Origin of the sequence: Sphingomonas sp., from assembly GCF_045810705.1 — a bacterium.
Classification (GTDB): Bacteria; Pseudomonadota; Alphaproteobacteria; order Sphingomonadales; family Sphingomonadaceae; genus Sphingomicrobium.
This window is the reverse complement of record NZ_JBJMVI010000017.1, coordinates 152018-177780: the sequence shown is the minus strand read 5'-3', so window position 1 is coordinate 177780 and position 25763 is coordinate 152018. Positions and strand designations below refer to the sequence as shown.

Annotated in this window: 33 protein-coding genes, 2 tRNA genes and 1 pseudogene; 20 read left to right on the top strand and 16 right to left on the bottom strand. The window is 65.3% G+C overall.

Annotation, left to right across the window (positions count from 1 at the left end; translation table 11 throughout):
• The 10 genes and pseudogenes from ACJ8FR_RS09040 to ACJ8FR_RS08995 all read left to right on the top strand — a co-directional run.
• A pseudogene (locus ACJ8FR_RS09040) lies at positions 1-606 on the top strand (ribonucleotide-diphosphate reductase subunit alpha); the annotation flags it as partial.
• A 65-nt stretch (positions 607-671) separates the two neighbouring features.
• On the top strand, positions 672-797 hold the full coding sequence (locus ACJ8FR_RS09035) for a hypothetical protein (protein WP_407828295.1): 126 nt from the start codon (positions 672-674) through the stop codon (positions 795-797).
• An 8-nt stretch (positions 798-805) separates the two neighbouring features.
• On the top strand, positions 806-1024 hold the full coding sequence (locus tag ACJ8FR_RS09030; RefSeq protein ID WP_407828294.1) for a hypothetical protein: 219 nt from the start codon (positions 806-808) through the stop codon (positions 1022-1024).
• A complete protein-coding gene (locus tag ACJ8FR_RS09025; RefSeq protein WP_407828293.1) occupies positions 1021-1236 on the top strand; it encodes a hypothetical protein in 216 nt (71 codons plus the stop codon). The genes ACJ8FR_RS09030 and ACJ8FR_RS09025 overlap by 4 nt, the downstream gene beginning before the upstream one ends.
• Positions 1233-1541: a hypothetical protein gene (locus ACJ8FR_RS09020; RefSeq protein ID WP_407828292.1), complete on the top strand. Its 309-nt coding sequence runs from the start codon at positions 1233-1235 to the stop codon at positions 1539-1541. The genes ACJ8FR_RS09025 and ACJ8FR_RS09020 overlap by 4 nt, the downstream gene beginning before the upstream one ends.
• Positions 1541-1753: a hypothetical protein gene (locus ACJ8FR_RS09015; RefSeq protein ID WP_407828291.1), complete on the top strand. Its 213-nt coding sequence runs from the start codon at positions 1541-1543 to the stop codon at positions 1751-1753. Before ACJ8FR_RS09020 ends, ACJ8FR_RS09015 begins: the two co-directional genes overlap by 1 nt.
• Before the next feature lies 1 nt (position 1754).
• Entirely contained in the window at positions 1755-2828 is a 1074-nt protein-coding gene (locus tag ACJ8FR_RS09010; protein ID WP_407828290.1) for a ribonucleotide-diphosphate reductase subunit beta, read from the top strand.
• 152 nt (positions 2829-2980) lie between these two features.
• Positions 2981-3709, top strand: coding sequence for a DUF4145 domain-containing protein (locus tag ACJ8FR_RS09005; RefSeq protein WP_407828289.1), 729 nt, complete (start codon positions 2981-2983; stop codon positions 3707-3709).
• A gap of 30 nt (positions 3710-3739) precedes the next feature.
• On the top strand, positions 3740-4099 hold the full coding sequence (locus tag ACJ8FR_RS09000; protein WP_407828288.1) for a hypothetical protein: 360 nt from the start codon (positions 3740-3742) through the stop codon (positions 4097-4099).
• 234 nt (positions 4100-4333) lie between these two features.
• The gene (locus ACJ8FR_RS08995) at positions 4334-4537 is read left to right on the top strand and encodes a hypothetical protein (protein ID WP_407828287.1); all 204 of its coding nucleotides are present in this window, start codon (positions 4334-4336) and stop codon (positions 4535-4537) included.
• Between the two features lie 52 nt (positions 4538-4589).
• Here ACJ8FR_RS08995 and ACJ8FR_RS08990 read toward each other — a convergent pair whose 3' ends face one another.
• A complete protein-coding gene (locus ACJ8FR_RS08990; RefSeq protein WP_407828286.1) occupies positions 4590-5270 on the bottom strand; it encodes a thermonuclease family protein in 681 nt (226 codons plus the stop codon).
• Positions 5271-5427: 157 nt separating this feature from the next.
• Between ACJ8FR_RS08990 and ACJ8FR_RS08985 the strand changes: the two genes are divergently transcribed.
• Complete coding sequence (locus tag ACJ8FR_RS08985; RefSeq protein WP_407828285.1) at positions 5428-6072, top strand: hypothetical protein; 645 nt, start codon at positions 5428-5430, stop codon at positions 6070-6072.
• A gap of 484 nt (positions 6073-6556) precedes the next feature.
• Here the strand turns inward: ACJ8FR_RS08985 and ACJ8FR_RS08980 are convergent, their stop codons facing one another.
• From ACJ8FR_RS08980 to ACJ8FR_RS08950, 7 genes are all read right to left on the bottom strand, one after another.
• The gene (locus ACJ8FR_RS08980; RefSeq protein ID WP_407828284.1) at positions 6557-6964 is read right to left on the bottom strand and encodes a hypothetical protein; all 408 of its coding nucleotides are present in this window, start codon (positions 6962-6964) and stop codon (positions 6557-6559) included.
• Between the two features lie 109 nt (positions 6965-7073).
• Positions 7074-7301, bottom strand: coding sequence for a hypothetical protein (locus ACJ8FR_RS08975; RefSeq protein ID WP_407828283.1), 228 nt, complete (start codon positions 7299-7301; stop codon positions 7074-7076).
• A gap of 35 nt (positions 7302-7336) precedes the next feature.
• Complete coding sequence (locus tag ACJ8FR_RS08970) at positions 7337-8152, bottom strand: chromate resistance protein ChrB domain-containing protein (protein WP_407828282.1); 816 nt, start codon at positions 8150-8152, stop codon at positions 7337-7339.
• Between the two features lie 26 nt (positions 8153-8178).
• On the bottom strand, positions 8179-8805 hold the full coding sequence (locus ACJ8FR_RS08965; RefSeq protein WP_407828281.1) for a hypothetical protein: 627 nt from the start codon (positions 8803-8805) through the stop codon (positions 8179-8181).
• 144 nt (positions 8806-8949) lie between these two features.
• Positions 8950-9288 (bottom strand): hypothetical protein, encoded by a 339-nt coding sequence (locus ACJ8FR_RS08960; protein ID WP_407828280.1) that lies wholly within the window; start codon positions 9286-9288, stop codon positions 8950-8952.
• A 44-nt stretch (positions 9289-9332) separates the two neighbouring features.
• Positions 9333-10289, bottom strand: a complete 957-nt coding sequence (locus tag ACJ8FR_RS08955) for a DMT family transporter (protein ID WP_407828279.1) — start codon at positions 10287-10289, stop codon at positions 9333-9335.
• Positions 10290-10370: 81 nt separating this feature from the next.
• Complete coding sequence (locus ACJ8FR_RS08950) at positions 10371-11372, bottom strand: threonine aldolase family protein (RefSeq protein ID WP_407828278.1); 1002 nt, start codon at positions 11370-11372, stop codon at positions 10371-10373.
• An 83-nt stretch (positions 11373-11455) separates the two neighbouring features.
• Between ACJ8FR_RS08950 and ACJ8FR_RS08945 the strand changes: the two genes are divergently transcribed.
• Entirely contained in the window at positions 11456-12277 is an 822-nt protein-coding gene (locus ACJ8FR_RS08945) for a phytanoyl-CoA dioxygenase family protein (RefSeq protein ID WP_407828277.1), read from the top strand.
• Here the strand turns inward: ACJ8FR_RS08945 and ACJ8FR_RS08940 are convergent.
• A complete protein-coding gene (locus ACJ8FR_RS08940) occupies positions 12268-12444 on the bottom strand; it encodes a hypothetical protein (RefSeq protein WP_407828276.1) in 177 nt (58 codons plus the stop codon). The genes ACJ8FR_RS08945 and ACJ8FR_RS08940 overlap by 10 nt on opposite strands.
• Before the next feature lie 38 nt (positions 12445-12482).
• On the opposite strand from ACJ8FR_RS08940, the gene ACJ8FR_RS08935 reads away from it, so the two are divergent.
• Positions 12483-12557, top strand: a tRNA-Thr gene (locus ACJ8FR_RS08935).
• A gap of 64 nt (positions 12558-12621) precedes the next feature.
• On the opposite strand, the gene ACJ8FR_RS08930 is transcribed toward ACJ8FR_RS08935, so the two are convergent.
• The 3 genes from ACJ8FR_RS08930 to ACJ8FR_RS08920 form a co-directional block, all read right to left on the bottom strand.
• Positions 12622-12750 carry a hypothetical protein gene (locus tag ACJ8FR_RS08930; protein WP_407828275.1) on the bottom strand — a complete coding sequence of 43 codons (129 nt, stop codon included), beginning with the start codon at positions 12748-12750 and terminating at the stop codon, positions 12622-12624.
• Positions 12751-12841: 91 nt separating this feature from the next.
• Positions 12842-13282, bottom strand: a complete 441-nt coding sequence (locus ACJ8FR_RS08925; RefSeq protein ID WP_407828274.1) for a cupin domain-containing protein — start codon at positions 13280-13282, stop codon at positions 12842-12844.
• Positions 13279-15078, bottom strand: coding sequence for an aminopeptidase P family protein (locus ACJ8FR_RS08920; RefSeq protein WP_407828273.1), 1800 nt, complete (start codon positions 15076-15078; stop codon positions 13279-13281). The genes ACJ8FR_RS08925 and ACJ8FR_RS08920 overlap by 4 nt, the downstream gene beginning before the upstream one ends.
• 160 nt (positions 15079-15238) lie before the next feature.
• On the opposite strand from ACJ8FR_RS08920, the gene ACJ8FR_RS08915 reads away from it, so the two are divergent.
• From ACJ8FR_RS08915 to ACJ8FR_RS08885, 7 genes are all read left to right on the top strand, one after another.
• A complete protein-coding gene (locus ACJ8FR_RS08915) occupies positions 15239-15475 on the top strand; it encodes a hypothetical protein (RefSeq protein WP_407828272.1) in 237 nt (78 codons plus the stop codon).
• Positions 15476-15595: 120 nt separating this feature from the next.
• On the top strand, positions 15596-16075 hold the full coding sequence (locus ACJ8FR_RS08910) for a hypothetical protein (RefSeq protein ID WP_407828271.1): 480 nt from the start codon (positions 15596-15598) through the stop codon (positions 16073-16075).
• Positions 16076-16166: 91 nt separating this feature from the next.
• Positions 16167-18227, top strand: coding sequence for a S9 family peptidase (locus ACJ8FR_RS08905; RefSeq protein WP_407828270.1), 2061 nt, complete (start codon positions 16167-16169; stop codon positions 18225-18227).
• A gap of 17 nt (positions 18228-18244) precedes the next feature.
• On the top strand, positions 18245-18628 hold the full coding sequence (locus ACJ8FR_RS08900; RefSeq protein WP_407828304.1) for an acyl-CoA thioesterase: 384 nt from the start codon (positions 18245-18247) through the stop codon (positions 18626-18628).
• A gap of 10 nt (positions 18629-18638) precedes the next feature.
• Positions 18639-19280 carry a maleylacetoacetate isomerase gene (gene maiA, locus ACJ8FR_RS08895; protein ID WP_407828269.1) on the top strand — a complete coding sequence of 214 codons (642 nt, stop codon included), beginning with the start codon at positions 18639-18641 and terminating at the stop codon, positions 19278-19280.
• A 35-nt stretch (positions 19281-19315) separates the two neighbouring features.
• Entirely contained in the window at positions 19316-20092 is a 777-nt protein-coding gene (locus ACJ8FR_RS08890) for a class II aldolase/adducin family protein (protein ID WP_407828303.1), read from the top strand.
• Between the two features lie 3 nt (positions 20093-20095).
• Positions 20096-21253, top strand: a complete 1158-nt coding sequence (locus ACJ8FR_RS08885; protein WP_407828268.1) for an L-lactate dehydrogenase — start codon at positions 20096-20098, stop codon at positions 21251-21253.
• Here the strand turns inward: ACJ8FR_RS08885 and ACJ8FR_RS08880 are convergent.
• From ACJ8FR_RS08880 to ACJ8FR_RS08865, 4 genes are all read right to left on the bottom strand, one after another.
• Positions 21238-23577: a putative bifunctional diguanylate cyclase/phosphodiesterase gene (locus ACJ8FR_RS08880; RefSeq protein WP_407828267.1), complete on the bottom strand. Its 2340-nt coding sequence runs from the start codon at positions 23575-23577 to the stop codon at positions 21238-21240. The two genes, ACJ8FR_RS08885 and ACJ8FR_RS08880, sit on opposite strands and share 16 nt — an antisense overlap.
• Positions 23578-23581: 4 nt before the next feature.
• On the bottom strand, positions 23582-24202 hold the full coding sequence (locus ACJ8FR_RS08875; RefSeq protein WP_407828266.1) for a methylamine utilization protein: 621 nt from the start codon (positions 24200-24202) through the stop codon (positions 23582-23584).
• 51 nt (positions 24203-24253) lie between these two features.
• Positions 24254-25540: a hypothetical protein gene (locus ACJ8FR_RS08870; RefSeq protein ID WP_407828265.1), complete on the bottom strand. Its 1287-nt coding sequence runs from the start codon at positions 25538-25540 to the stop codon at positions 24254-24256.
• A 91-nt stretch (positions 25541-25631) separates the two neighbouring features.
• A tRNA-Pro gene (locus tag ACJ8FR_RS08865) sits at positions 25632-25708 on the bottom strand.
• Positions 25709-25763 lie beyond the last annotated feature (55 nt).

The following is a 25763-nucleotide window of genomic DNA, read 5'->3' as shown; positions in this document are numbered from 1 at the left end:
CGCGGCCCATGCCCCGATGCCGCCGACATGGGTGTGATGGAGCGCTTCAGCTGCAAGATGGCAATCGCTCCGACCGCGTCAATCTCGATCATCACCGGCGGCACCAGCGCCTGCATCGAGCCGATCCCGGCCAATATCTACACGCACAAGACCTTGTCGGGCAGTTTCTCGATCAAGAACCCCTATCTCGAAAAGCTGCTCGCGACGAAGGTCAAGGACAGCCCCGCAGTGTGGAACTCGATCCTCGAGATGGGCGGCAGCGTCCAGCACCTCGACTTCCTCACCCAGGAAGAGAAAGACGTGTTCAAGACCAGCTTCGAGATTGACCAGCGCTGGCTGATCGAGCTCGCCGCCGACCGCACCCCCTATATCGACCAGGCGCAGTCGCTGAACCTCTTCATCCCGGCGGACGTCGACAAGTGGGACCTGATGATGCTCCACTTCCGCGCCTGGGAGCTGGGCATCAAGAGCCTCTATTACCTGCGCAGCAAGTCGGTGCAGCGCGCCGGTTTCGCCGGCGGAGTCGAGGCCGACAACACGCCCGAGCTCAAGGAAATCCCGCTCGCGAGCACTACCGATTATGACGAGTGCTTGGCGTGTCAGTGAACAAGGAACCTCACCCTCCGGCGCTCCGCGCCTCCTCCCTCTCCCGCACGCGGGAGAGGGCCGGGGTGAGGGTCCTTTCCTTGAAGAACGTCGCCAAAGGCGCCGGCGCCATCGTCCTCGGCCTCATCGCGCTCGACCTCATCGCCACCGCGGTGACGCTCGCTTTCGGTTGGGAGTATCTCGAGCGATGACTGGCGCCATGTCCCTTGGGCGCATGATCGAGCTTGCCGCCGCCGTCGTCATCCTCGGCGCAGGCATCTACTTCTACCGCCGCCGCGACAAGGCCGACAGCTACGGTAGCCAGGGCGCGGTGATCCTGTTCGTCGTCGCCGCGATCATGGCCATCCACGCGCTCGGCGCGCTCGATTACCATCCGACCAGTGCCGAGGCCCAATATTTCAAGGATCACCGCCGGTGAGCGGCTTCGTCGGCCTTGGCGCGATTGCCTTGCTCGCGGGCATGACTCTGCTCGTCACGGGCATCCGCAAGCACAAGGCGCAGCACCCTAAGCACGTCGCCATGCTCATCGGCGGGATGATGCTGACCGCCTTCGGCCTGATCCTCGCCGGCTTCGCCATCGCCTACCAGAACGCGGCGCCGCTCGACCTCAACACGGGAGGCGCGCGGTGAAGAGAGTTGTCATCCTCGCCACGGCGTTCACTTTAGCCGCCTGCGCCGCAACCCAACAGGCCGACGCGATCGCACCAGCCGCGCCGGGCTTTCTCCTCGGCCTGTGGCACGGCTTCATCTTCCCCGTCGCCTGGGTCGTGTCGCTGATCGTCCCCAAGGTCGCGGTCTATGCGGTACCCAACAACGGCGGCTGGTACGATTTCGGCTATTTCCTCGGCATCGTCGTCTTCGGCGTCGGCGCCAAGCGCGGCCACACCGTCACCCGCGACCGGGTCATCAACGTCCGCGCGCGGAGGATCGACTGATGGTCGGTCGGACCGCCGAACTTGCGTGGTGGCTGACGCTGATCGGTTCTGTCGGCGCGATCCTGTTTCCGGATCTCGTTCTTGCCGAAAGCTTCTTCGCCGACAGCTTCATCGACCGCCGCACCATCCGCCTGATCGCAATACCGCTGTTCGTTGTCTCCGCGGTCCTGCTTTCCGACTATCACTTTCACTGGTTTCACTGGAGCAAGTAGCATGCCCCTCCTCGAAGCACGCAAGCAGTACAAGCCGTTCGAATACCCCTGGGCGTTCGAATATTGGAAACGCCAGCAGCAGATCCACTGGATGCCGGAGGAAGTGCCGCTGGGCGAGGACTGCCGCGACTGGGCGCAGAAGCTCTCCGATCATGAGCGCAACCTGCTGACGCAGATCTTCCGCTTCTTCACCCAGGCCGACGTCGAGGTGCAGGATTGCTACCACGACAAATACGGCCGCGTGTTCAAGCCGACCGAGATCAAGATGATGCTGACCGCTTTCTCCAACATGGAGACGGTGCACATCGCGGCTTACTCGCACCTGCTCGACACGATCGGCATGCCCGAGAGCGAGTACAGTGCCTTCCTCCAGTACAAGGAGATGAAGGACAAGCACGACTACCTCAGCACGTTCGGCGTCGACACCGACGAGGACATCGCCAAGACGCTCGCAATGTTCGGCGGCTTCACCGAGGGGCTGCAATTGTTCGCCAGCTTCGCGATGCTGATGAACTTCCCGCGCTTCAACAAGATGAAGGGCATGGGCCAGATCGTCAGCTGGTCGGTGCGCGACGAATCGCTTCACTGCGAGGGCATCATCAAGCTGTTCCACGCCTTCGTGAAGGAGCGCGATTGCCTCACCCCCGCGGTCAAGGAATCGATCATCGACGCCTGCCAGAAGACGGTCCGGCTCGAGGACGCGTTCATCGACCTCGCGTTCGAGATGGGGCCGGTCAACGGCATGAGCCCCAAGGAGATCAAGAAGTACATCCGCTACATCGCCGACTGGCGCCTCGGCCAATTGGGCTTCGCGCCGATCTACATGGTCGACGAGCACCCGCTCCCGTGGCTCGCCCCTTTGCTCAACGGCGTCGAGCACGCCAATTTCTTCGAGACCCGCGCGACCGAATATTCGAAGGCCGCGACGCGCGGCGACTGGAACACGGTTTGGGACAGCTTCGACCGCCGCCAGAAGGCCAAGTCGGACGCGGCCGCGAACGATGCCGCGGCGGGCAGCGATGCCGGGGGCGAAGGGCCGGACATGTTCGAGGCTGCGGGCGTCGCGGCGGAGTAAGCTTTCCCCTCCTCTTCAGGGGAGGGGTGTACGGGTGGGGCTTTGACCGGAGGCATGCATTTGGAATTTGATCGACAGCGCGGACTCCAAGGCTCCAGCGGCGGCGCAGCGTCGCTGGAATGTCCGGGCAGGTGTCGCGGCGGAGTAAAATTATGAAGTGTCTCTATTGTCTAACCGAATTCTTCCCGGAATTCGAACAGGGCGAACTGCAATTTGGCGAGATGCCGCGCGCATTTCCCGAAGGCAATGCCGACTCGGTTTATCTGAGGCTCACCTATCGGACTACAACATGTCCGGCTTGTCTTGGCGGTCACGTCGGGATCAGACGGCTAAACCAGCATGGTGGAATGATCCAGGACTACCGTTGGACCGTGCCACGAGCGGGCAAATTTCCACCTGCGCCGCCACACGTACCTACTGTGATCGCTAGCGATTACCGTGAGGCTAATGAAGTTCTTCCAGTTAGCGCAAAGGCCTCGGCCGCATTGTCGCGCCGATGTCTGCAGGCGGTTCTTTCTGCTGCGGGATATTCAAGCAGGAATCTCGCAGACCAGGTGCAAAACGCAATTGAAGAAGAGTCTGCAGCGAAGGCTCTGCCGCCATCGCTCCGTGATTCGCTTGATGCAATTCGGAACTTCGGCAACTTCTCCGCGCACCCAATTACAGATCAGACGACCCTTCAAATCATTGATGTGGAAGAAGGTGAAGCTGAGTGGTGTCTCGAGCTGTTGGTTGACTTGTTCGACCATTACTACGTTAAACCCGCGCTTGCAGCCGAACGGCGAGCAGCGTTGGCCGAGAAGCTTTCAGCAGCGGGGAAGCCGCCAATGAAGCAAGGTGCCGAAGAAAGCGCTGAATCCGAGATAGCAGAATCTGGCTAGGTTTGGCCGCTCCTGAGGATCGCGTGGGCCATGCCGAACCGCACTTTGAACGACTACGAACTCGACCGTGCGAACATGTTGCTTCAGGTCGTTCGGGCCGAGTTACAGAGGCTCGCCGGCGACGATAAGGAGTTGCTTTTCGCATTCCGGCGCAAGGTCGTGAAAGAACTCGGATACGACGAGCGCAGCAAGCCAATGGTTCGGCGCGCGCTAAAAAGGACGATGCATAAGCTGCAGAATGGCATTTGCCCTCTCTGCAATGAGGCGCTTCCCGAACGGTACAGTGTGCTGGATCGCTTCAAGGCCGTGGACGGCTATGTGAAAGCGAACGTCCGCCTGATTTGTCCAGAATGCGACGCTAAGGTTCAACAGGAACGTGGTTACACCTGATCAATCCTGCCGCTGCTCCCGGCCATATCGCCGCGCCCCTACCCCCGCTTCGCCACATTCCTCGCGAGCGTCTTGAAGCAGATGCCGTTGTCCTGGCGCACGGTGATCGTCGCTTGGCCGGTCTTGCTCAGCTTCCGGTCCTCGACCCTCCCCGCCTTGCCGCGATGCGTGCCGGCGCCGCCCGATGCAATCCGCCCCCCGAATGATTACATGCCGTGAAGAACGGAACATCCCATGACCCGCCCTGCCAGACCCCACGCGACGCTCGACACACTCAATGACGAGCGCGATCACCTCGCAATCCAGATCAGCTTGGCCGCAGACGCCGAAACGCCCGACTCCGCGCAGCTGGCTGTGCTGCGTGGCAAGCTGAACGTGCTCGAACGCCGCATCTCGCACTGCGGGGCGTTCGACGTCGAAAGCTTGCCCGCGCCCTAAGCGCGAACGTTCTGGCACCAGCTGGGGATGGCGGGTGTCCGGTGGATAGCCGTCAGCACCAGCTTTGGCGCTGCTTCCCGTCATAATCTCGCGCCAGACCGGCGGCGATCATCGTCTGGCCAATATCCTTCCCGTTGACCTGGACATACCGCAGGTCGCGACCGTATTCGTCGTGACCGCTTCCGCTCATCGTCACAGTGCCGCTGCCGAGGAGCGCCCGCAGCTTGTCGGTCGCCGCATTGCCGAGCCGTGCTTCCCCCGCGCAGCGCGGCGGGTGTGTCTCCGGCGCGTCGATGCCGAGCACTCGGATCCGCTGGCCGTCCATCGCAAACGTGTCGCCGTCGATCACGTAGATCTTGCCTGTTGGTGCCCCAAGTTCGTCATTGCGAGCGCTGGAAGCGCGCGGCAATCCAGGCTGGATCGCTTCCCCCGGATCGTTGTCCGGGGTCGCGATGACAGGCGACTCCGCAGTCCTCCTCTCCCACGCCACATCCTCGGCATCGGGCGCGCGCGTCGGCACCGCCTGCACCGCATTCCATTCGATCGCCGCGGAAGGGCCGCTGTCCGCCGGCTGCGATCCCCACCGCTGCCACGCCGCTCCGCCGGCCAGCCCCAACGCCACCACGCCGATGACCAGCAGCGCTCCCCTGCCGCGCACACGCGTCGGTGCGCCTGCATAATTTTCGATCACGGTCCACTCCGGCCGCCGCTGGGGACGCCAATGCTTGCTCACGCCGCGATCATACGCGCGGGCGGCTTACCGCTTGGTTATCTCCCGCTTTCCGCGATCCCAACAACTCCGTGCCTTCGCGCCTTCGCGTGAAAAAATGCTGTCCTACACGCACCTATTTGGTTCATACTGTGAGACTCACATTGGGAGGAACAGGTTCATGGGACGTCGCGCAGGAAGGGAAATGACGATGGAGGAATTCGACGCGTGGGCCTCCGCCAGGCGGGCGACCGAGGACGTGCTCGAGGCCGCGGGCGAGCAGGGCGGTCCGCGCGTCAGCCTGGTGCCGAAGCCGCGCGATGTTCCGCTCGACATCCTCCCCGACGAAGTCGATGCCCCCGCGCCTGCGCAAATAATCCCGGTTGAGACTGGGCGCGCCATTCCCTTCGATCCCCACCCGAGCCGCAAGACCGGCGGCTGGAGCGCGGCTCGCCAGCGGCTTTTCATCGAAACCCTGGCCGAAACGGGGTCGGTGCACCTGGCTGCCAAGTCCGCCGGCCTGTCGGTGCGCAGCGCCTATGGCTTGCGCATCCGCTCGGCGGCTTTCGCCGCGGCGTGGGATGCGGCGCAGCAGCTCGCCGTCGGCCGCCTCTCCGCGCTGGCCTTCGACCGCGCCATCAATGGCCGGATCGACCAGGTCTATCGTGACGGGGATCTCATCGCCGAGCGGCGGGTGCCGAGCGACCGCCTGTTGATGTGGCTCCTCGCGCGCCTCGATCCGCGACGCTTCGCCGCGCCGTGGGAGCGGCGGTCCGCGACACCAGCGATCCACAGCTCGAGGCCGCGGCCGCCTTGCCGGGCCTGATGGGCGCGCTGACCGACACGCCCGAGGAAATGCTCCTGCCCGCACCCGGCGGCAACGCTTCACGACCGTGAACATTCGTGAACATTCGGCGGTAGCTTCGCCTCGTCTGCCGGCCCAAAAAACCTCCTAACCGAGGTTATCGGCGCGGCACATATTTTCGGCTTCGGCGTTTGCGCAAAACCATGAACAATCAGCATGTTAGCGCGCTTCTCCCAAGCGTGCGACGGAACCCGATTGCGCCGCTGCTGGCCTCGGCATTCACGTGCGAGCGGCTGGTTCCGCATGACATGCAGCGGCAGCTGGCGCTGCTCGGCATCGGGCACGGCCATGCCCGCGCGTCACGGGCCCGCGAGGCCTCCAGACCCCGACAGGCCAAATGACCAAACGCAATCCCTTCGTCTTCGTGCTGATCGCGCTGATGCTGGTCGTGTTCGGATACAGCTTCTGGATCAACGCCGTGCATTAGCCGCGCCGCGCGCGCGCCTCACCGGCTGCGTTCGCGCTTCAGCATGAAGCCGCGGGCGTTGAACCAGTCGTTGGCGGCGTTGGTCCACAGGAAGGCCGCGATCACCACCAGGAAGACGAGGCTGAAGACCAGCACATATTTGATCGGCGAAATGTAGAAGCCGACGACGAGGCCGATCACGCCCCACACCACGAACAGCACCCGCGACCACGGCATGCCCTTGAGGATGCCATAGGCGCAGACGAGGTTGACGGCCGAGCCGAGGAGCCCCCACGCCTGCTCGAAGCGCAGCGAGACGTGCATCTGCTCGAGCATCTTGGTCGCGACCGGGTTCGAGCCCATCGTCGCCAGGCCGTACAGGCCGAACAAGGTGAACACGACCAGCAGCCAGCCGATGATCGTCAATGAAAGCGGCCGTTTTTCCATGAAATATCCCCTCCCTGAGTTGCGGCAAGCTATCGCGCCGCTCGGCCAACACAAGGGGTTCGTTCATGGGTTTTGCGCGGCGGCGCCGCCAGCGCGTCCGCCCGCGGCTCTAGTGGCTCAGGACCTCGCCGATATCGAACACCACGGCATTGATCGCGAGCGCGAAGAACAGGATGCCGATGACCGCGAGCCTGACCTCCCACTCGCGCGACTCCCACCAGGCATTGGTGGACAGGCGCTCCGCTTGTTTGGTGTGCAGCGGATCGCGGCGGATGCGCGACGGGCGTGCCGACGGGTGCAGCTCGACGGTCTTCTTGCCAGGGTTCAGCTTGCTCATCCGTCCGAACCTAAGCGCATCAGGTAACCATTCCGTTAGCGGCCGCCGCGGGTCGCCCGGTGCGCGGGCGCATCATGCGTCTCGCCTGCCGCATCGCGGCACCAGCGATAGAGCGCGTCGTACAGCACCATCCCGTCCGCAAGCTGCTCAAGGTCGTCGCTGTGCATCCGCGACAGGCCGAGCGACGCCGCGAGCAGCCCGGCCGACTGCGGCGTGATGTCGAGTTGACCGGTGTCGGCGCCGCGGACGATCTCCGCCAGCTCGAGCAGCGCGGGAAAGCCGCCGAGGCCAAGCTCACTGACCAGCGCATCGAAGGTGCAACGACCATCGCGGTCGCTCCAAGCCGCGCCCTCGACGTCGAACGGCGTCGCCGCGAACCGTTCGGCGACGCCGGCGACCTCGGCCGGCGCGACGAACACGAACACCGCGTCCGGGTCGACGAAGCGGCGGATCAGCCACGGGCAAGCGATCCGGTCGACCTTGGGCCGCGCGCGAGTCACCCAGAGCGTTCGGCCCTTGGCGTCCCGATGCGGCAGCTTTGCCGCGTCGATCAGCGGAGCTCCGGCCGTTCGCCAACCCTCGAACCCGCCTTCGAGGATCTCGGCATCGACCCCCTCGCAGCGAAGCATGGCTGCTGCTCCGGCGCTCAGCTCGCGGCCGTTGTCGCACGCGACGACGACCGGCATGCCGGTGAGCGGCCCCGCCCATTCCGCGACATCGTCCGCACGGCGCAGGATCGATCCCGGCAGCAGCTCGCGCGGGTCGGAGCGAACGTCGATGATCGTCGGGCAGACGCGCGTCCCCACCAGCCGCGCGAGCTTGTCCGGACCGATCGCGTTGAACGAAGGCATGCCAACTCCCCTTTTCCGTCACGGTCTCATAGGCTCAACCGCGCCGACAGCACGAACCGGCCCGCATATCGCGGCCCCAGCTCGCTCCGGTCGGTCGCATGATAGCGCGCGTCGAGCACGATATTCCCGCCCACCGCGCGGCTCACCCCGACGTTGATCGAGTTATAGTCCGGAGCGCCGCTGCGCTCGCGCCGCCCGACGTTGGCGAACAGGCTCGTCCCCTTCGCGATCTGGAAGCTTGGGCCGAACTCGACGAACCACGACTTGCCGAGTTCAAACTCTCGCGGCGCAAATTCGGCGTTGAGCCTGAGGCCGAGCCGGCCGAACCCCTGACGAAGCGTGGCGTCGAATTCCCATGCGTGGCGGCCGGTGGTGCGGTGCGTGCCGGTCCGGGTGCGATAGAGCGCGGTCAAATCGAGCTGCGTCGCCCGATGCTTGCGGCTTACCCGTGCGAACAGCGCCAGGATTCCGGTCGCGACAGGGCTGTCGATGTTGCGCCAGAAAAGCCCGGCGTGCACATCGCCGACCCGCAGGTAAGCGCGCGGGATGACCTGCGCGCCTTCCGTCTGCGACAGCCCTTGCGACATGCCGTGGCTGGCGACGAACAGCTCGAGCGCAGGATCGGGGGGCGGAAGCCCGAACGGCATCGGCATCAAGCGTCCCTCCTTGCAAAAGAGCGGGACGCGACACTTCGGCTGACGCCTCATGGGGCGATCGCGAAAGCCCCATCGCGATCAGGAATCGGGGAACACCGACCTCAAGTCAATGCATATCAAACGACGATGGACTCAGCCTAATCAGGCGCGCTTGCGCACCTTGGCGAATAGCTCGGCTTCATTGTTGCGCCGGCTGCGCTCGGTCACCTCCGCCGTATTGTCCGCAGCCGCGGCGTTGCAGCGGCGGTGGGTGAGGCAGAGGTTGTCGAGCGCCGCGTTCCCGCCTTCGGTCGCGAACAGCAGCTGCTGCAGGGTTGCGCCCTGATCGTGGCCGGGCGGCAGATCGAAGCGCATCGACCGCCGGCAGCGGCGGCACTCGTCGCCATCGCGGTGGCGCAGCGCAGCGAGGTGCTCGGCGGTCTCGCGGTCGCGGCGATACTTCCATGGGTTCACGTAGCGGGCGAGGATCGACTGGCTCATGCCCGCCGCTTTAGCAGCAGGCCGTCACCAAATTCTTAGCGCGCTCACGCGGCGTCGGGTGCGGCGACCCCGGAGCGGTCGCGGCCGAGCGCCGCCGCCATTCCGCCGAGCGCGAGCGCGGCGCCGGCAATGGTCGTCGGAGTCCAGCGGTAGCCCTCCAACGCGGTCGAGAAACCCATGGCGATGATCGGCACCAGCACGCTCGAATAGGCCGCTTTCGCCGGGCCGATCTTGCGCACCACCGGATAGTAGAGGCTGAAGGTCAGGACCGAGGCGAACAGCGCGAGGTAGAGCACGCCGAGCCAATAGCTCGGCCGCGGATCGAAGCTCGGGGCGCCGGTCATCGCGAACGCGATCGTGCCGTCAATGAGCGCGCCGGCCGCCATCGACCAGGCGAGCAGCGCGAACAACGGATAGCGGCGGATTTCGGGCCGTGCCTGGGACACGTTGGCGATAGCCGCGCCGAGCATGCCGACGAGCGTCAGCGCGATGCCGACACCGATCTGACGTCCGTCCGCCGGATGCTCGCTGAGCTCATGCAGGAACAAGAGGACGATGCCGCTCACGGCGACCAGCGAACTCCAGGCAAAACGCCGGCTCGGCCGGTGCCCGAGCATCAGCCAGCCGAGCAAGGTCGCCGGGATCAGCAGCAGCGCGAATACCGTGGCGACAACGCCGGAGGTGATGTGCCGCTCGGCCAGATAGACCGCGTTGAAGTTGATGCAGAACTGGGTGAAGCCGAGGAACGCCGCGGCGAGCAGGCCCTTGCGGCCGATCTTGAGGCTGTTGCCCTTCCACCTGGCGACCGCCGCCATGGCGAGCGCGGCGACGACAAAGCGGTAGGTCACCGACCATTGCGGCGGCACCATGCCGAGCTGGCCGCGGATGACGATCCAGGTCGAGCCCCAGATGGCGGTGAAGATGACGAACGGAATCGCCACCGAGCCCGTGCCGGGTGCGGCGCGCAATTCGGCAGCCGTGACGCCAGGGTGCCCCTTCACCGTGCTGTGCCTAGCCGCTTCGGCTGCTTCGCCGCCAATCAATGGCGACGGTCGGCCGATAAGCGGCCCTTATGCGTGCCTTCACAGGCCGGCGATCGCGGCGGCGAGGCGTTCGAGGTCCTCGCCCGCAGCATCCCAGCTGGTCACGAAGCGAATCTCGCCCGGGCCCCAATCGTAGAAATCGAAACCCTGCGCCCGGAGGTTGTCCGCTTCTTCAGCCGAAGCGCGGATGAAGACCTCGTTGGCCTCGACCGGATAGACGAGCCGCTGCGGCGCGGCTTTCGCGAGCGTCTGCGCGGCGGCATTGGCGGCGCGGGCATTGTCGAGCCACAGCCCGTCCTCGAGCAGGGCGAGAATCTGCGCCGCAAGATACCGGCCCTTGGACAGCAGATGGCCGGCGCGCTTGCGCCGCACGGCGATTTCGTCGGCAAGTTCGGTCCTGAACAGGATCAACGCTTCGGCATTCATCCCGCCGTTCTTGACGAAGCCGAACGACATGGCGTCGACCCCGGCGCGCCAGCTGAGGTCGGCAAGGCTCTCGCCGCTGCCCGCCACCGCGTTGGCGATGCGGGCACCATCGAGGTGGAAGGCGAGCCCGCGCTGTTTCGCGAACTCCCCCAGCGCCGCGACCTCGGCCGCACGGTAGACCAAACCGTATTCGGTCGCATTGGTGATCGAGATTGCGGCAGGCTGGACCTGGTGCACGTCGTTGCGGATCAGGTCGCAAGTCGCCGCAGCATCATCCGGCGTGATCTTTGCGCCCGCTCCGCCGAGTAGAATCAGCTTGGCGCCGCCGGTGAAGAAGCCCGGCGCGCCTGCCTCGTCGACCTCGATATGCGCATCCTTGTGGCACAGGATGCCGCGATAAGGCGGGCACAAGGCCGCGAGCGCGAGGCAGTTGGCAGCGGTTCCGGTGGTCACCCAGAAGGCGCGGACCTCGGTGCCGAACAGGTCCGAAAATGCGCCGTCGAGGCGCCCGCTCCATTCGTCGCCGTCATAGGCTGTGTCCACGCGGTTGGCCGCGGCGATTGCCTCCATCACCCTGGGATGCACGGGCGCCGCATTGTCGGAAAAAAATCGCATGGCCGCGGCTCACAAGCCCATTCGGCCTCGCATGGCAAGGCGACGGTGATAGGTTCGCGGTCGAGTCGCCTGAAGGAGCCGAGTTGAGCGATCCGTATGATGCAGCCGCGATCATGGGCGGCCTTTACGGCGACGGCATCATCGGCCTGGAAGGCGCGTTCACGCCCGAATTCGCCGACACCCTTCACGAGGACATGGTGGCGCTGTTCGAAGAGGCGCGTCAGATCCCCGGCGGCGCGCTGCCGCGCGGCCCGCAGCGCTGGTACGTCGAGACCCAGCCCGAGCGCATCCGCGGCTTCGTCGAGATCGTCACTCACCCATGGTTCGTCGCGGTGTGCGAAGCGGTACTGACCAAGGACTATCGCATCGTCGAGATCGGCTTCGACATCCCGTTCGCCGGCGCGGCCGACCAGCCGTGGCATCGCGACTTCAAGGCGCCCGACGCGACCATCAACGGCCGGCGGCTGAACAGCCTCGCCTTCAACCTGACCGCGATCGACACCCGGCCCGAGCACGGCCCGTTGGAAATCGCCCTCGGAACGCAGTGGGACGACATCCCCGGCGCCAGGGACGGCATGTTTCCCGACAGATCGCTGTGGAGCCGCTACATCTCAGGCGCTGTGCAAAAAATGCCGCAGCGCGGCGACATTTCGGCGCGCTCGGCGCTGACCATCCACCGCGGCACCCGCAACCGATCGAACGAGGCTCGGCCGGTCCTGGTCGTGGCCGCCGATGCGCCCGACGGCACCAACGCCGATCATCACGATTTGCAGGTCACGCGGGCCTATTTCGACAGCCTGCCACCGCTGGTCCGCGATCACCTCACGTGCCGAATTACCGACCAACTCGAGCCGATCATCCAGCATCACGTGATCGAGGGGCTGCTCGAGCCCGATTACGGCTGATCGTGAGGGTCTTTGGCGACGTCGCTCAGCTCGCGCGCCTGTGCTTTGCGCCGCCGCAAATTCTCGCGCAGCGCTGCCGCCAGCCGCTCGTCCCGCTGCTCGTCCTTCTTGGCCACGCCGATCTGATGCGCGCCGGCGCGCGCGCCGGCAAGCGGGTTGACGCGCATCGCCCGCCGTCATAGGCGCGCCACTCCGCTGCAAATGTGCTGCCGTAGCTCAGTGGTAGAGCGCATCCTTGGTAAGGCTGAGGTCGTGAGTTCAATCCTCACCGGCAGCACCATTTTCACGCGCAGGATTGCCGCGGGCAGTCCGAGCGTGAAAATCAAATTGGCTGGAAAAAGCTGTTAGCCGTCCCTGTCGCGCAGCGGCTTTTCCCCGAGCGCGCCGTCGATCCCGCCGGCGATCGCGTCGCCGACCCAGATGACGGTCCCGAGAAGGAAAATGGCAAGCACAAGCTGAAGGGCGTTGATCACTTCGCGACTCCCGTGATTTCCCTTTAGCAACAACACATTAAACTGGCAATTAATGCCAGGTGACGGATCTGTCACATAGTGGGACGGTATTTCACCGCGGCCGGTGTGTCGTTCCCTTCCCCGGAGTGACGAACAGGGCCACCACGGGCTCGCTCGCGTCGGCAGTATGCCACGCGCCGCGGGGGTTGATCGCATAATCGCCCGGGCCAAGCTCGTGCGACTGCGTCGATCCGTCGGGCAGTTCCTGGTGAAGCGTCAGGTGGCCCTGAACGACGCAGACGACTTCCTCGCCCGCCGGGTGCATCTCCCAGCTCGTCCAGCTCTCCTCAAAGCGGAACAGGCTGACGATCCGGCCCTCGTCGAGGTCGTCGCCGTGGCGGTCGTCATAGCCCGCATACCAGTCCACGCCGGTAAATTCCGGCTCCGACACCGCGGTGGCGCCACGGCCGAGGTGGATCGGGAAGTCGAAGAGCGACTTGCCCGGCTTCATTCGCCCGTCATCCCTGTCCTCCTGCCGAGTCGGGTGGATCAATCGCCAATCGGCGCGCAGGCCGCCTGGAGCCAGGCAAGGTCCGCGCCCGACAGGTTGGGGCCGATCCGCGCCAGCACGTGCGCGTGGTAGCAATTGAGCCAGACCAGCTCCTCGGGCTCCAGCATCTCGACGTCGATCAGGCGCCGGTCTATCGGCGCGAAGGTCAGGGTCTCGAAGCCGAGCATCTCCTTCTCCGCGCCCTCGATCTCGCGCGGCACGACCAGCACCAGATTCTCGATCCGGATGCCGTATTCGCCGGTCTTGTAATAGCCGGGCTCGTTGGAAATGATCATGCCGGCGGCAAGCGGCTCGTCGCCGCCGCTCTGCGAGCTTCCGACCGGCGAAATCCGTTGCGGCCCCTCATGCACCGCAAGAAAGCTGCCGACGCCGTGGCCCGTGCCGTGGGCATAGTCGAGGCCCGCTTCCCACAGAGGCCGGCGGGCGAAGCTGTCGAGCTGCGACCCGCGCGTGCCTCTGGGGAAGACGGCAGTCGCGATGGCGATATGGCCCTTGAGCACGCGGGTGAAGCGGTCGCGCATCTCCGCGGTCGGCTCGCCGATGGCGACGGTGCGCGTGATGTCGGTGGTGCCGTCGACATATTGGCCGCCACTGTCGATCAAATAGAGCGTGCCCTTTTCGAGCTTGCGGTTGGTCTTCTCGCTCGAGCGATAGTGAACGATGGCGCCGTTCGGCCCGGCGCCCGAGATGCTGTCGAACGACAGGTCGCGCAGCTCGGGGTTCTCGCGGCGCAAGGCTTCGAGGCGATCGGAGGCCTTGAGCTCGTCGACCTCGCCGTTGGGCGCTTCGTCGTCGATCCAGCGGAGGAAGCGCGAGACGACCGCGCCGTCGCGCTCCTGCGCGGCCTTCTGCCCGGCGATCTCGGCCGGGTTCTTGAGCGCCTTGGGCAGGATCGTCGGGTCGCGCAGCGGCAGGATCTTGGCGCCGGCTTTGTCGAGCGCCTCGAAGATCGCCGCGACCGCGCGCTCGGGATCGACGACGACGGTCTTGTCCTTGAGCCCGGATAGCGCGCTTTCGAATTCGCTCCGCTCATGCAGCCGGACGCCGTTGCCAAGGTGCTGGCGGACATCTGGGCCGATCTTCTCGCTCGCCACGAACAAGTCGGCCGTGCCGTCGGCATTCACCAAGGCATACGCCAAGGCAACCGGAGTATGGGTCACATCGGCCCCGCGGATATTGAACGCCCAGGCGATCGAGTCGAGCGCCGAGAGCACGGCCGCGTCGGCGTGATGCTTGGCGAGCCAGTCGCCGATCTCGGTCCGCTTTTCGGCCGCCGACTTGCCAGCATATTGGTCGGGCTGGACGACGAGATGCGCCTTCGAGGCTTCGGGCCGGTCCTTCCAGATTTCGTCGATCGGGTTGCGATCGACCGGCACCAGCTCGGCGCCGCGGCTGGCGAGCGCTTCCTTCGCCCTCTTCACCCAGTCGCGGGTGTGCAGCCAGGGATCGAAGCCGATACGGCCGCCCTCGGGTGCATGCTCCTCGAGCCATTGCGTCGTGCTCGTCTCGGGCACGGACTGATAGCTCCATTCGGTCGGGCTGACCTGCTGCCGGACCTGGAGCGTGTAGCGGCCGTCGACGAAAATCGCCGCTTCCTCGGGCAGCACGACGGCGGAGCCCGCGGAGCCTTCGAACCCCGTCAGCCATGCCAGGCGCTGGGCATAGCTCCCGACATATTCGCTCATATGCTCGTCGGTCAGCGGGACGACGAAGCCGTCAAGCTTTTCGGCCTTGAGCTGCTCGCGGAGGGCTTTGAGGCGGTCGGCGTAACTAGACATGGGCGAACTCCCTTGCGCCTGAGCTAGTGCAAGGGGCGGGATTCTTAAAGACCCGGAGGACAACGGTCAGCGAAACCCCGGCTGTCCGCTTTCGATACATTGCGGACATTCCGAGAGCTGTTAATCGTGTTATACGGCGCGTAAATACTGGAGGGCGGCGATGACCGGCATTCTCGACAAGTTTCATGTTGAACATAGCATCGACGGCGCAAGGGTGATGGCGCGCACTCATCAGCTCACCGCCGCCTGCACGTCAGATGCGCAAATCGAGACCCATATCCAGATGCTCAAGGATGATCTCGACGCCTGCGCGAGAGAAATGAAGCGTTTCGTCAAGATCGACAGCCGCGGCGCGCTGTTCGAGGGCTGGCCGTCCGCCAACGACGACGTGCTTTAGGCTGAAGCGGCCGTCCAACCTTGAATGATTCCACCGTAACTCATCCCCTGGTGCCGCGGGATGACGGTTGATTTTCATTAGGAGGGACTCGAACAGCCGTGCTGTTGTGCGCGCGGCCGAATGACCGGCCATCTTTCGGGGGTATTTATGAAGACCATGCTGTTGGGCGCCGTTGGCGCCTTCGCTGTCGCGTGGGCGTCTGTTCCGTGCGCGGCCGAACAATATGTCGATTACACACCGCAGAAAGGCTATTGGTCAATCAACGCGGTCGAGGTCGATCCCAACCACGTCGACGATTACCTGACCGGCTTGCGTAGCTCCCAGGTAACAGCGTTCGAAGTGTTGAAACGCCGCGGCCTGATCGACGATTACCGGTTCATGGTGCGGACCGGATATGTGAAGGGTTCGCCCAACGTCCTCATTATGACTCACACCCCGAGCACCGCGCTCGACGATCCCGATCAGGCGCGCGACCAGGCGGTCCAGAAGGAAATATACACGGCCTTCAGCAAGGAAAAGGGCGACGCCGCCGTGCGCGGTTATGAGAAGTATCGGACGTTCATCGATACCGGCAACTGGCAGACCATGACGATGAAGTGAGTTCTTCCGTCAATTGAAGCACAAGGCGGGCGCCGCGTGGCGCCCGTTTTTTCATGTCCCGCTCGCGCGTCATGGCGCTAAGAGCCACGGGATGGACAAGCCCCCCGATCTCTCTTCCCCGCCGAAAGCCGAACAGCGCCCCTACACTTATGAGCGGCACGGGGTGACCATCGAGGACCCGTGGCACTGGCTGCGCGATCCGAAATACCCGCAGGTCGATGATCCCGGCGTGCTCGCCTACCTCAAGGCCGAGAACGCGTTCTTCGACGGCTGGAAGGCGCAGCACCAAGGCCTGATCGACCAGCTGTTCGAAGAGATGAAGGGGCGGATCAAGGAGGACGAGAGCTCGGTCCCGATCCGCGACGGCGACTGGCTCTACTGGTGGGCGTTCAAGCCCGGCGCGCAGTATCGCACGTGGTACCGCAAGCCCGTGCGCGGCGGCGATGATCAGGTGCTGCTCGACGAACCGGTCGAGGCGGAAGGCCGCGAATATTTCCGGCTCGGAGCGCTCGAGGTCAGCCCCGACGGGAAGCTTCTCGCCACCCTGGCCGATTATGACGGATCGGAGCGTTTCGAGTTGCGCATCCGCGACCTTGCGACGGGCAAGGATGTCGAGACCGTGACCAAGGTCGGCATCGGCCAGCCGGTTTGGGCCAGCGACAGCGGCGGGATCGTCTTCACCGAGGTCAATGACAATTGGCGCAGCTACCGCGCCCGCTTTCACCGGCTCGGCCGCCCGGTCGACGAGCATATCACGCTGTATGAGGAGACCGAGGAACTCGGCTTTTCGGTTGGCATCGGCAGGTCGCACGACCGCACCACCATCTTCGTCTCGACCGGCGACAATGCGACGACCGAGGTACGCTTCGTGCCGGCCGGCGATCCGTCCGCGCCGCTGACGCTGATTTCGCGGCGGAAGCCGAACCGCGAATATCAGGTCGATGCGGCGCACGGGAAATTGTGGATCCACACCAACGACGATCATGTGAACTTCCGGCTGGCGGTCGCTGACCCGGCGAACCCAGAAGCCTGGGAAACCGTGATTGCCGGCTCGGACAGCGTCTATTTGACCGGGATGACCGCCTATCGCGATCACCTGGCGATCAGCAGCCGCGTCGAGGGTCTCGACCAGCTGACCTTACGCACTTACGAGGGCAAGGAGACGCGCATCCCGTTCGCCGAAGCGAGCTATAGCGCCTTCTTCATCGGCAATCCCGAGTTCGCGCCCGACGCCTATCGCGTCGGCTATTCGTCGATGGTCACGCCGACGACGGTCTATGATTATCACCCCGACAGCGGCGCCCTCGAGGTCCTGAAGGTGCAGGAAATCCCGTCCGGCTATGACGGGTCGCAATATGCGACCGAGCGCCTGACCCTCGAAGCACGCGACGGGGCCAAAGTGCCGGTCTCGGTCGTGTACCGGAAGGGCTTCGAGAAGAACGGCGAGGGCAAATTGTTCCTCTACGCCTATGGCGCCTACGGTATGGCGATCCCGCCGACCTTCAACACCAACCGGATCAGCCTGCTCGACCGCGGGTGGGCGTGCGCGATCGCGCATATCCGCGGCGGTGACGACCTCGGCTACAAATGGTTCCTCGACGGCAAGTTGACCAAGCGGACCAATACGTTCCACGACTTCGTCGATGTGGCGAAGGGCCTGATCGCGGCGAAGTTCACGCGCGCCGGACGGATCGCGATCAACGGCGGCTCGGCTGGCGGCGAGCTGATGGGCGCGGTGGTCAATTCCAACCCCGAGCTGTGGGGCGCGGTGGTGGCCGACGTGCCGTTCGTGGACGTGCTCAACACCATGCTCGACGATACGCTGCCGCTGACGCCCGGCGAATGGCCCGAGTGGGGCAATCCGATCACCGACAAGGCCGCGTTCGAACTCATCCGCAGCTACTCGCCCTACGATAACGTCAAGGCGCAGGCCTACCCGCCGCTGCTGATCACCGGAGGCCTCACCGACCCGCGGGTGACCTATTGGGAGCCGGCCAAATGGGCGGCGAAGCTACGCGCGACCAAGAACGACAACAATCCGCTGTTCCTCAAGATCAACATGGGCGCCGGGCATGGCGGCAAGTCGGGCCGGTGGGACAAATTGCACGAGGTGGCGGAAACCTACGGGTTCATCGTGACGCAGGTTCGGTGAACCGGCCGATCTTCGAGATGGCGGTGACGGCGGCGCCCGAGCACATCGACGAGCTGGGGCACGTCAACAATGCGGTGTGGGTGCAGTGGATCCAGCAGGTCGCGGTCGCGCATTGGGATTCGGTCGCCGATGCGGCGCACAAGCATGCTTATTACTGGGTCGTGGTGCGGCACGAAATCGATTATCTGCGCGCGGCAGTCGAGGGCGACCAGATCACCGCCCGAACCTGGGTGGGCGACGCTCCACAAGGCGCGCGGTTCGACCGCCTTATGGAATTCGCCGGGCCGGAAGGGAAAATCTGCGTTCGTGCGAAGACGCAATGGGCGATTATCGACAAGGCGTTGGGACGGCCGATCCGCGTTCCCCCGGAAGTGATAGCGCCGTTCCTGTCGCAAGTGTAAGCGGCCCGACATGTCTCGCCCGATCCTCTATGAATATTGGCGCTCGTCCGCCGCTTTCCGCGTCCGCATTGCCCTCCATCTGAAGGGTGTCGATTATGAAAGCCGGCAGATCGACCTCCGCGAAGGGGCGCAGAACAGCGCCGGCTATCGCGCCATCAACCCCTTCGGCCTGGTGCCGATGCTCGAGATCGACGGGCATCGGCTGACGCAAAGCCTGGCGATCATCAACTACCTCGACCTGCGCTACCCCAGCCGGCCGCTGATCCCGGCGGTCGCCGCGGAGCGCGCGCACGTCGTCAGCATGTCGCTGTCGATCGCCTGCGACATCCATCCGCTCAACAATATGCGGGTGCTCAAGTATCTCAAGAACGAGCTCGGCCACTCGCAGGAAGAGGTCGACAGCTGGTACCGGCACTGGATCAGCGAAGGCCTGCCGGCGGTCGAGGTCCAGGCGAGAGCGCTGTCTGGCGCTTTCATGTTCGGCGACGGCCCGACCGTGGCCGATATCTGCCTCGTGCCGCAGCTGTACAATGCACGGCGCTTCGATGTGCGGCTGGACGATTATCCGACGTTGCTGCGCGCCGAAGAGAATGCCAACAAGCTCGACGCGTTCGCAGCCGCCCACCCCGACAGGCAAGAGGTGCCCGCATGAACAGAGTCGCCAGCATCAACCGCGGCATGAACGACATGAAGCCGCTGGATAGCATCGAAATCCCGTCGCTCCAGGGCAAGGTCAGCCCGGAGGAGTGGGAGATCCGGGTCGAGCTCGCCGCGGCCTATCGGATGGTCGCGCATTACGGCTGGGACGACCTCATCTTCACCCATTTGTCGGCGCGAATTCCGGGGCCCGACCATCACTTCCTGCTCAACCCGTATAATTTGATGTTCGAGGAAGTGACCGCCTCGTCGCTGGTCAAGGTCGACGTCAACGGCAATCCCGTCGACCCGACGCCGTTCATCACCAACCCGGCTGGCTTCACCATCCATTCGGCGATCCACATGGCGCGCGACGACGCGCATGCGGTGATGCATTTGCATACGCCTGCCGGCCAGGCCGTCGCGGCGCACAGCGAGGGGCTGCTTCCGCTGACCCAGACGGCGATGCTGATCCGCAACGACGTTGCTTTTCATGATTATGAGGGCGTCGCGGTCGACCTTAGCGAGCGCGAGCGGCTCGTCGCGGACCTCGGGACCAAGAATGCGATGATCCTTCGCAACCACGGCACGCTCGCCGTCGGCAAGAATGTCGGCGAGTGCTTCATCCGGCTCTATTATCTGGAGCGCGCGTGCCAAGCGCAGATCATGGCGCTCTCGGCGGGCGAGAATATCAGCCAGCCGCCGCAAGGCTCTCCGGACGTCACTGCCGAGCAGGGTGCGATCGGGCTGCCGCTCGCCGCCAATTTGCTCGCTTGGCCGGCGTTGAAGCGCAAGGCCTATCGCCTGGACCCGAGCTTCGCGACCTAAGCATTGGCGGGCAAGGCGGCATCGATCGGCGATTATCGCGCGCTCGCCAAGGCGCGGCTGCCGCACTTCCTGTTCGAATATCTCGACGGCGGTTCCTACGACGAGGTGACGCTCCGGCGGAATGTTGCGGACCTTCAGTCGATCGCCCTCAAGCAGCGCGTGCTGCGCGACGTGTCGTCGCTCGACACGTCGGCCGAGCTGTTCGGGAAGCGCTGGGCATTGCCGGTCGGCCTCGGCCCGGTTGGGCTGTCCGGCCTCTATTCGCGACGCGGAGAGGTGCAGGCGGCGCGCGCAGCGGCGGCTGCCGGAGTCCCCTTCGCGCTGTCTACTCTGAGCGCCTGTTCGATCGGCGAAGTGGCCGCCGCCGAGCCGGGCTTCTGGTTCCAGCTCTACATCGTCAAGGACCGCGGCTTCGTTGCCGACATGATCGCGCGGGCAAAGGACGCGGAGTGCGGCGCGCTGCTGCTGACCGTCGACCTTGCCGCGCCAGGGACACGCTACCGCGATTATCGGGCCGGGCTGTCGGGCTCGCTCGGCGGGACGCACCGGCTGGCCCAGGTCCTACGCCGCCCGGAATGGGCGTGGGACGTCGCGCTCCGCGGCCGCCCGCTGACGATGGGCAATCTCGAGCCGGTCGTCGGTTCGAACGCGGCGCTGAGCGACCTCATGGGCTGGGTCGCCCGGAACTTCGACGCCAGCATCACCTGGAAGGACGTCGAATGGGTGCGGTCGCGATGGGACGGGCCGTTGGTGATCAAGGGCATCCTCGACCCCGATGACGCCCGATCGGCGGTCGCCAGCGGCGCCGACGGCATTGTCGTCTCCAACCACGGCGGGCGCCAGCTCGATGGTGCGTTGTCGAGCGCGCGCGCTTTACCGGCGATTGCCGATGCGGTCGCGGGGCGGATCGCCGTGCTGGCCGACGGCGGCGTGCGCTCGGGGCTCGACGTGGTGCGGATGCTCGCGCTCGGCGCCGATTTCGTTCTGATGGGGCGCGGCTGGGCCTATGCGCTGGCTGCGCGGGGCGAAGCCGGAGTCGCCCATGTGCTCAAGCTGATCGCTGCGGAAATGCGGGTGGCAATGGCGCTGACCGCCTGCACTTCGATCGGCGAGATCGACGAGAAGATTCTCGAGCGAGGCGGCAATCAGGCGACGTTCTGAAGCGCGTCGCTGCCTTCGCTGAATAGCAGCTCGACGTCGCCTGAAGACATCGGCTCGGCGAACAGGAAGCCCTGGACCGACGAGCATCCGTGGGCGCGAAGCTCCATCAGCTGGGCGGTTTCTTCCACGCCCTCTGCGGTCGTCTCGATTCCGAGCGCATTAGCGAGCTCGGTGATCGCGTGGACGATCGCGATCGCGCCGTCGCGCGTCAGCAGGTTCTGGATGAAGCTGCGGTCGATCTTCAATTTGTCGAACGGGAAGCTCTGCAAATAGCTGAGCGAGGAATAGCCCGTGCCGAAATCGTCGAGCGCAATGCGCACGCCGAGCGCGCGAAGCGCGTGGAGCAAGCGAAGCGTCGCATCGCCGCCGTCGAGGAAGATCGATTCGGTGATCTCGACCTCGAGCCGATTGGGCGCGAGCCCGCTGTCGGCCAGCGCGCGCAGGATATTCTCGTTGAGCGTGCCGCGGTGGAACTGGACCGCCGACACGTTGACGGCGACACGGACATGCTGCGGCCAGCTGGCCGCGCGCGCGCAGGCTTCGCGGAGGACCCAGGCGCCGATCGGGACGATCAGGCCGGTGTCCTCGGCGACGGGGACGAAGTCGGCCGGCGAAATAAGGCCGAGCTTGGGATGGTGCCAGCGCAGCAGCGCCTCGAACGAGCAGATGCGGTTTTGCTCGAGGTCGAACAGAGGCTGGTAGAGGAGCTCGAACTCGCTTCGCTCCAGCGCCAGGCGCAGATCCGTCTCCAGCTGGCGCCGCTGCTGGGCGCGCTCGTTGAGGCTCCGTTCAAAGAAGGCATAGGTGCCGCGGCCCGCCTCCTTGGCGCGGTACAGGGCGAGATCGGCGCTGCGCAGCAATGTTTCGCCATCCTCGCCGTCCTCGGGAGCGATCGCGATGCCGATGCTGGTCGATGGCGCGAACTCGTTGCCCTCGATGCTGATCGGCTGGGTGATGGTCTCGAGGATCTCACGCGCGAGCCGGTCGATTGCGTCGCGATCCTCACCCACGGTCTGGAGCACGATGAACTCATCGCCGCCGAGCCGAGCGACGAAATGGCCGCGCGCCGCCTGTTGCACACGGCGGCCGGCCTCGACCAGCAATGCGTCGCCCGCGGGATGGCCGAGCGTGTCGTTGATCACCTTGAACTGGTCGAGGTCTAGGCAATGCAGCGCGAATAGCGATCCGCCGCCGGCCGCGGCGCGGAAGTGATGCTCGAGCTGCTGCTGGAACATCGTGCGGTTGGGCAGGCCGGTGAGCACGTCGTTGAACGCGAGCTGGGTGATGCGCTGCTCGCGCTCCGCGATCTTGGCGGCCATCTCGTTAAAGCTGTTGGCGAGCCGCGCCAGCTCATCGTCGCCGCGTACCCTGACCTGGACGTGCTCGCCCGAGGCCAGCCGCCCCGCGGCTTCGTCGAGCCGGGCGAGCGGCTGGGTAATCCGCGCCGCCGCTTTCCATGTGGCGAAGGCGACCAGCAGCAGCCCGAGCAAAGTCATGGCGCCGAGCGCCAGCTGCAGCTTGCGCGCGTCGGCCATGGCTTCGGCCTTGGGATAAGCGAGCAGCAGGATAGCCCGTTCGCCGTCCGAAAAACCGGGAAGCGGCTTGGCCAGCGTGATCGACCTTGCGCCGCCGACCGTCATCTCAAACGCGGCAGGCTGCCCGAGATGCGCCTGAGCAAGCGCGGCCGCGCTAGGATCGAGGTTGGACATGCTGCCCGACGCCTCGGTCCAGCGTCCCTTTTTCGAGGCGAGCACGGCGGCATGCAGCGGGATGGCAGAGAGACGTTCGAGCCCGCGCATTTCGCGCGGGTCGAGATCCGCTGCGAACACCACCCAACCGATCAGCACCGGCGCCATGATTGGCGCGGCGACCAGCTGGCGCGGCCGGCCGGCGAGCACGGACACACCGGATAGCCGCCCGTCGTCCAGCGGCACCCACAGTGCGGCGGCTTCGGACTTGCTCACCGATGGGTCGATGCCCGACACTTTCCCGTCGGCGGAGACGATGAATGCGGTCCGTACCCGGAGCCGCGACGCGGCATTACCGAGCGCCGATTGGATCGTCGCCTGGTCGCCGCTCGCAACCGCGGCGCGGAAGCCGAAATCCCGTGCGAGAAGTTGCGCGGCGTTTTGCAGCTCATGCGCGCGCTGCTGCCACAAACGGTCGTACACGGCACCGCTCGATTGCAGCTGACTTTCGACCTCGCGCGATGCGGAGCCGGCGATGAAGCTGGACAGCGCCGCCGACACGGCCAGCATCGCCGCCGCGAACAGCAGCGCGAATTGCACCGTCAGCCGCGCGCTCAAGGAGCGGAAGGGGCGCATGCCGCTAATAGTCCGTCATCGCCATCGCGGGCGGCGGCCGCAGACGGACCTGGAAGCTGAGGTTGCGCTGAGTCGCGGCAATCGCCTGCTGGAGCTGCCCACCGGGCGCGCGCAAATAAGGGTGCCACACCGCGATCCGGGCTGCCGCATTGGGCGCGTCGCCGAACGACGCCATGCCCTGCGCGTTGGTGCGCGCCGTCCAGGCGGTATCAGTGACGAAGATGAAGGCGCTCATCTGGTCATGGATGTTGCATCCCAGAGCGACCACTCCAGGCTTGTCGAAGTGCACCGTGCGCGACTGGTCCTTGGCGAACAGCTTGAGCTCGAACCGTTTCGCCGCCGAGAATGAATAGACGTGGTGCTTGGTCGGATCGAGGTTGGGGAAGGACACGTCCGCGCCCACCGGTACGACCGTCAGGAACGGCCGGAACTGGAGGTTCTGCTGGGCGACGACGAACCGGCCTGCGGCGCGCGGCGCACGGGCCGCGGCACCTGCAGGATAGAGCGTGACCACCGCGTCGCGGACCGGGCGTCCGGAGGCATCGACAACGCGCACATTCAACGGGGCCGCGACAAGCGGCGACACTGCGCCGGCGAGCGCCAGCGCACACAGGATATTACGCACCATCGGGCAGGATTAAGCCCTCAACAGTAAACGGCGCCCCTAGCGGGATGGTTACCAATGCATTCGCACGTCGGCCTGAAGCTGGTTCTGGCCCTGACGCGGAGCGAGACCAACATCGGAGCGATTGGCCCTTCTGCTCGACACATGGAGGAGCTCGATGAGGCCGGTGAAATGGGCCCAGTCGCGCTTCGCCGCGAGCATCGCCGCCCAGCCGGTGTCGTTGTATTCGTCGCCGACGTCGCTGCCGCGGTTGCGCGTATCGAACGCATCGAGCCGCGCGGTCATGCCGATGCTTCCAAACGGCCGTGTCAGCAGCACGAATGCAGAACGGAAACGGTTGTCGACCCAGCGCCTCGGTCCATCGGGATAACCCATCTCGGTGCGGCCCTCGATCGCCTGCGCTTTGAGCTCGGCACCGGAGCCAAGGTCGGCGACCATGCCAACGTGATTGAACCGGGTATGCCAGCCCCATTCGAGGTTCGCGTCGACATCTTCCGGATTCGCCCGATTGTCGTAGCGAAACAGCTCGATGCGAACCGGGATCGGCGGCTGCCAGCTGAGCCTCGCATAATAGCCGGGCCGATGCGCGAAACCGGGGCCGACATCGAGCAACGGATGCGTAAACGGAGCTTGGTACTCGGCAATCTCGGCATCGAGGGGCGGCAGCGGCTGGCGGTTGAATGCGAGCGTCGTCCGGTCATGAAGCGCCCAGCCGCGAAAGGTCAGCAACGTGCCCGAGGTATCGTTCGCGGCCATCAGCGCGACGGTTGCGCGCAGTTTGTGCTGCCCGAGACTGGCCGAGACGGTCGCTTCGGCGGCGAGCGGGCGGACTTCCTCGCCGATCCAGCTGTTGATGGCCGACGGCGTGATCGAATCCTTCACATGCCAGTCGGCGCCGTCGTGCTCGAGGCTGACCGGCGGCCACATCAGGCCGGCGCGCGCCGAGACCGCGACGCTGCTCGACCGCATCGGGCGGAATGTCAGATAGGCCTGGCTCAGCCCCGCCTCGGTGCGTTCGCCGCCCTGGAGGGAGCCGACCACGATCGCGCCCAGCGACCAGGTGAATTGCGGCTTCCACACGATGCTCGCGTTGCCGAGCTGCGGCCGGACGCGAAGGTCCCCGTCGCTGCCCGAGCGCAGCTTGCCGAACCCGCCGTCGACCCAGCTCTTTTCTCCGTCGACCGCGACCAGGCGCAGGTCGGCGCTCAGCTCAAACGCATCCGCGCTGAACAGATGAGTGCCGGTTTCAGCATTGGCAGGGGCTGCCCATAGCGCGGCAAGCGCGCAGCCCAGCGGGATCGCGCCCCTGTTACGCAGGCGTCGAGCGACACAGCCCATGCGGCTAGGATTAACGGATTAAGGTTAAGATAATCGTGAGGGTCTTGACCGCGTGCCTGGCACAATCCGCGGGATTGTGCCGAGCGCGCGATGGTCGGGGAGAGAGGATTCGAACCTCCGGCCCCTGCCTCCCGAAGACAGTGCTCTACCAGGCTGAGCTACTCCCCGACCGGAACCCGCTTTCCATGCGACGTTGGGGTCGCGGCGGGAGCCAAGGCCGCGG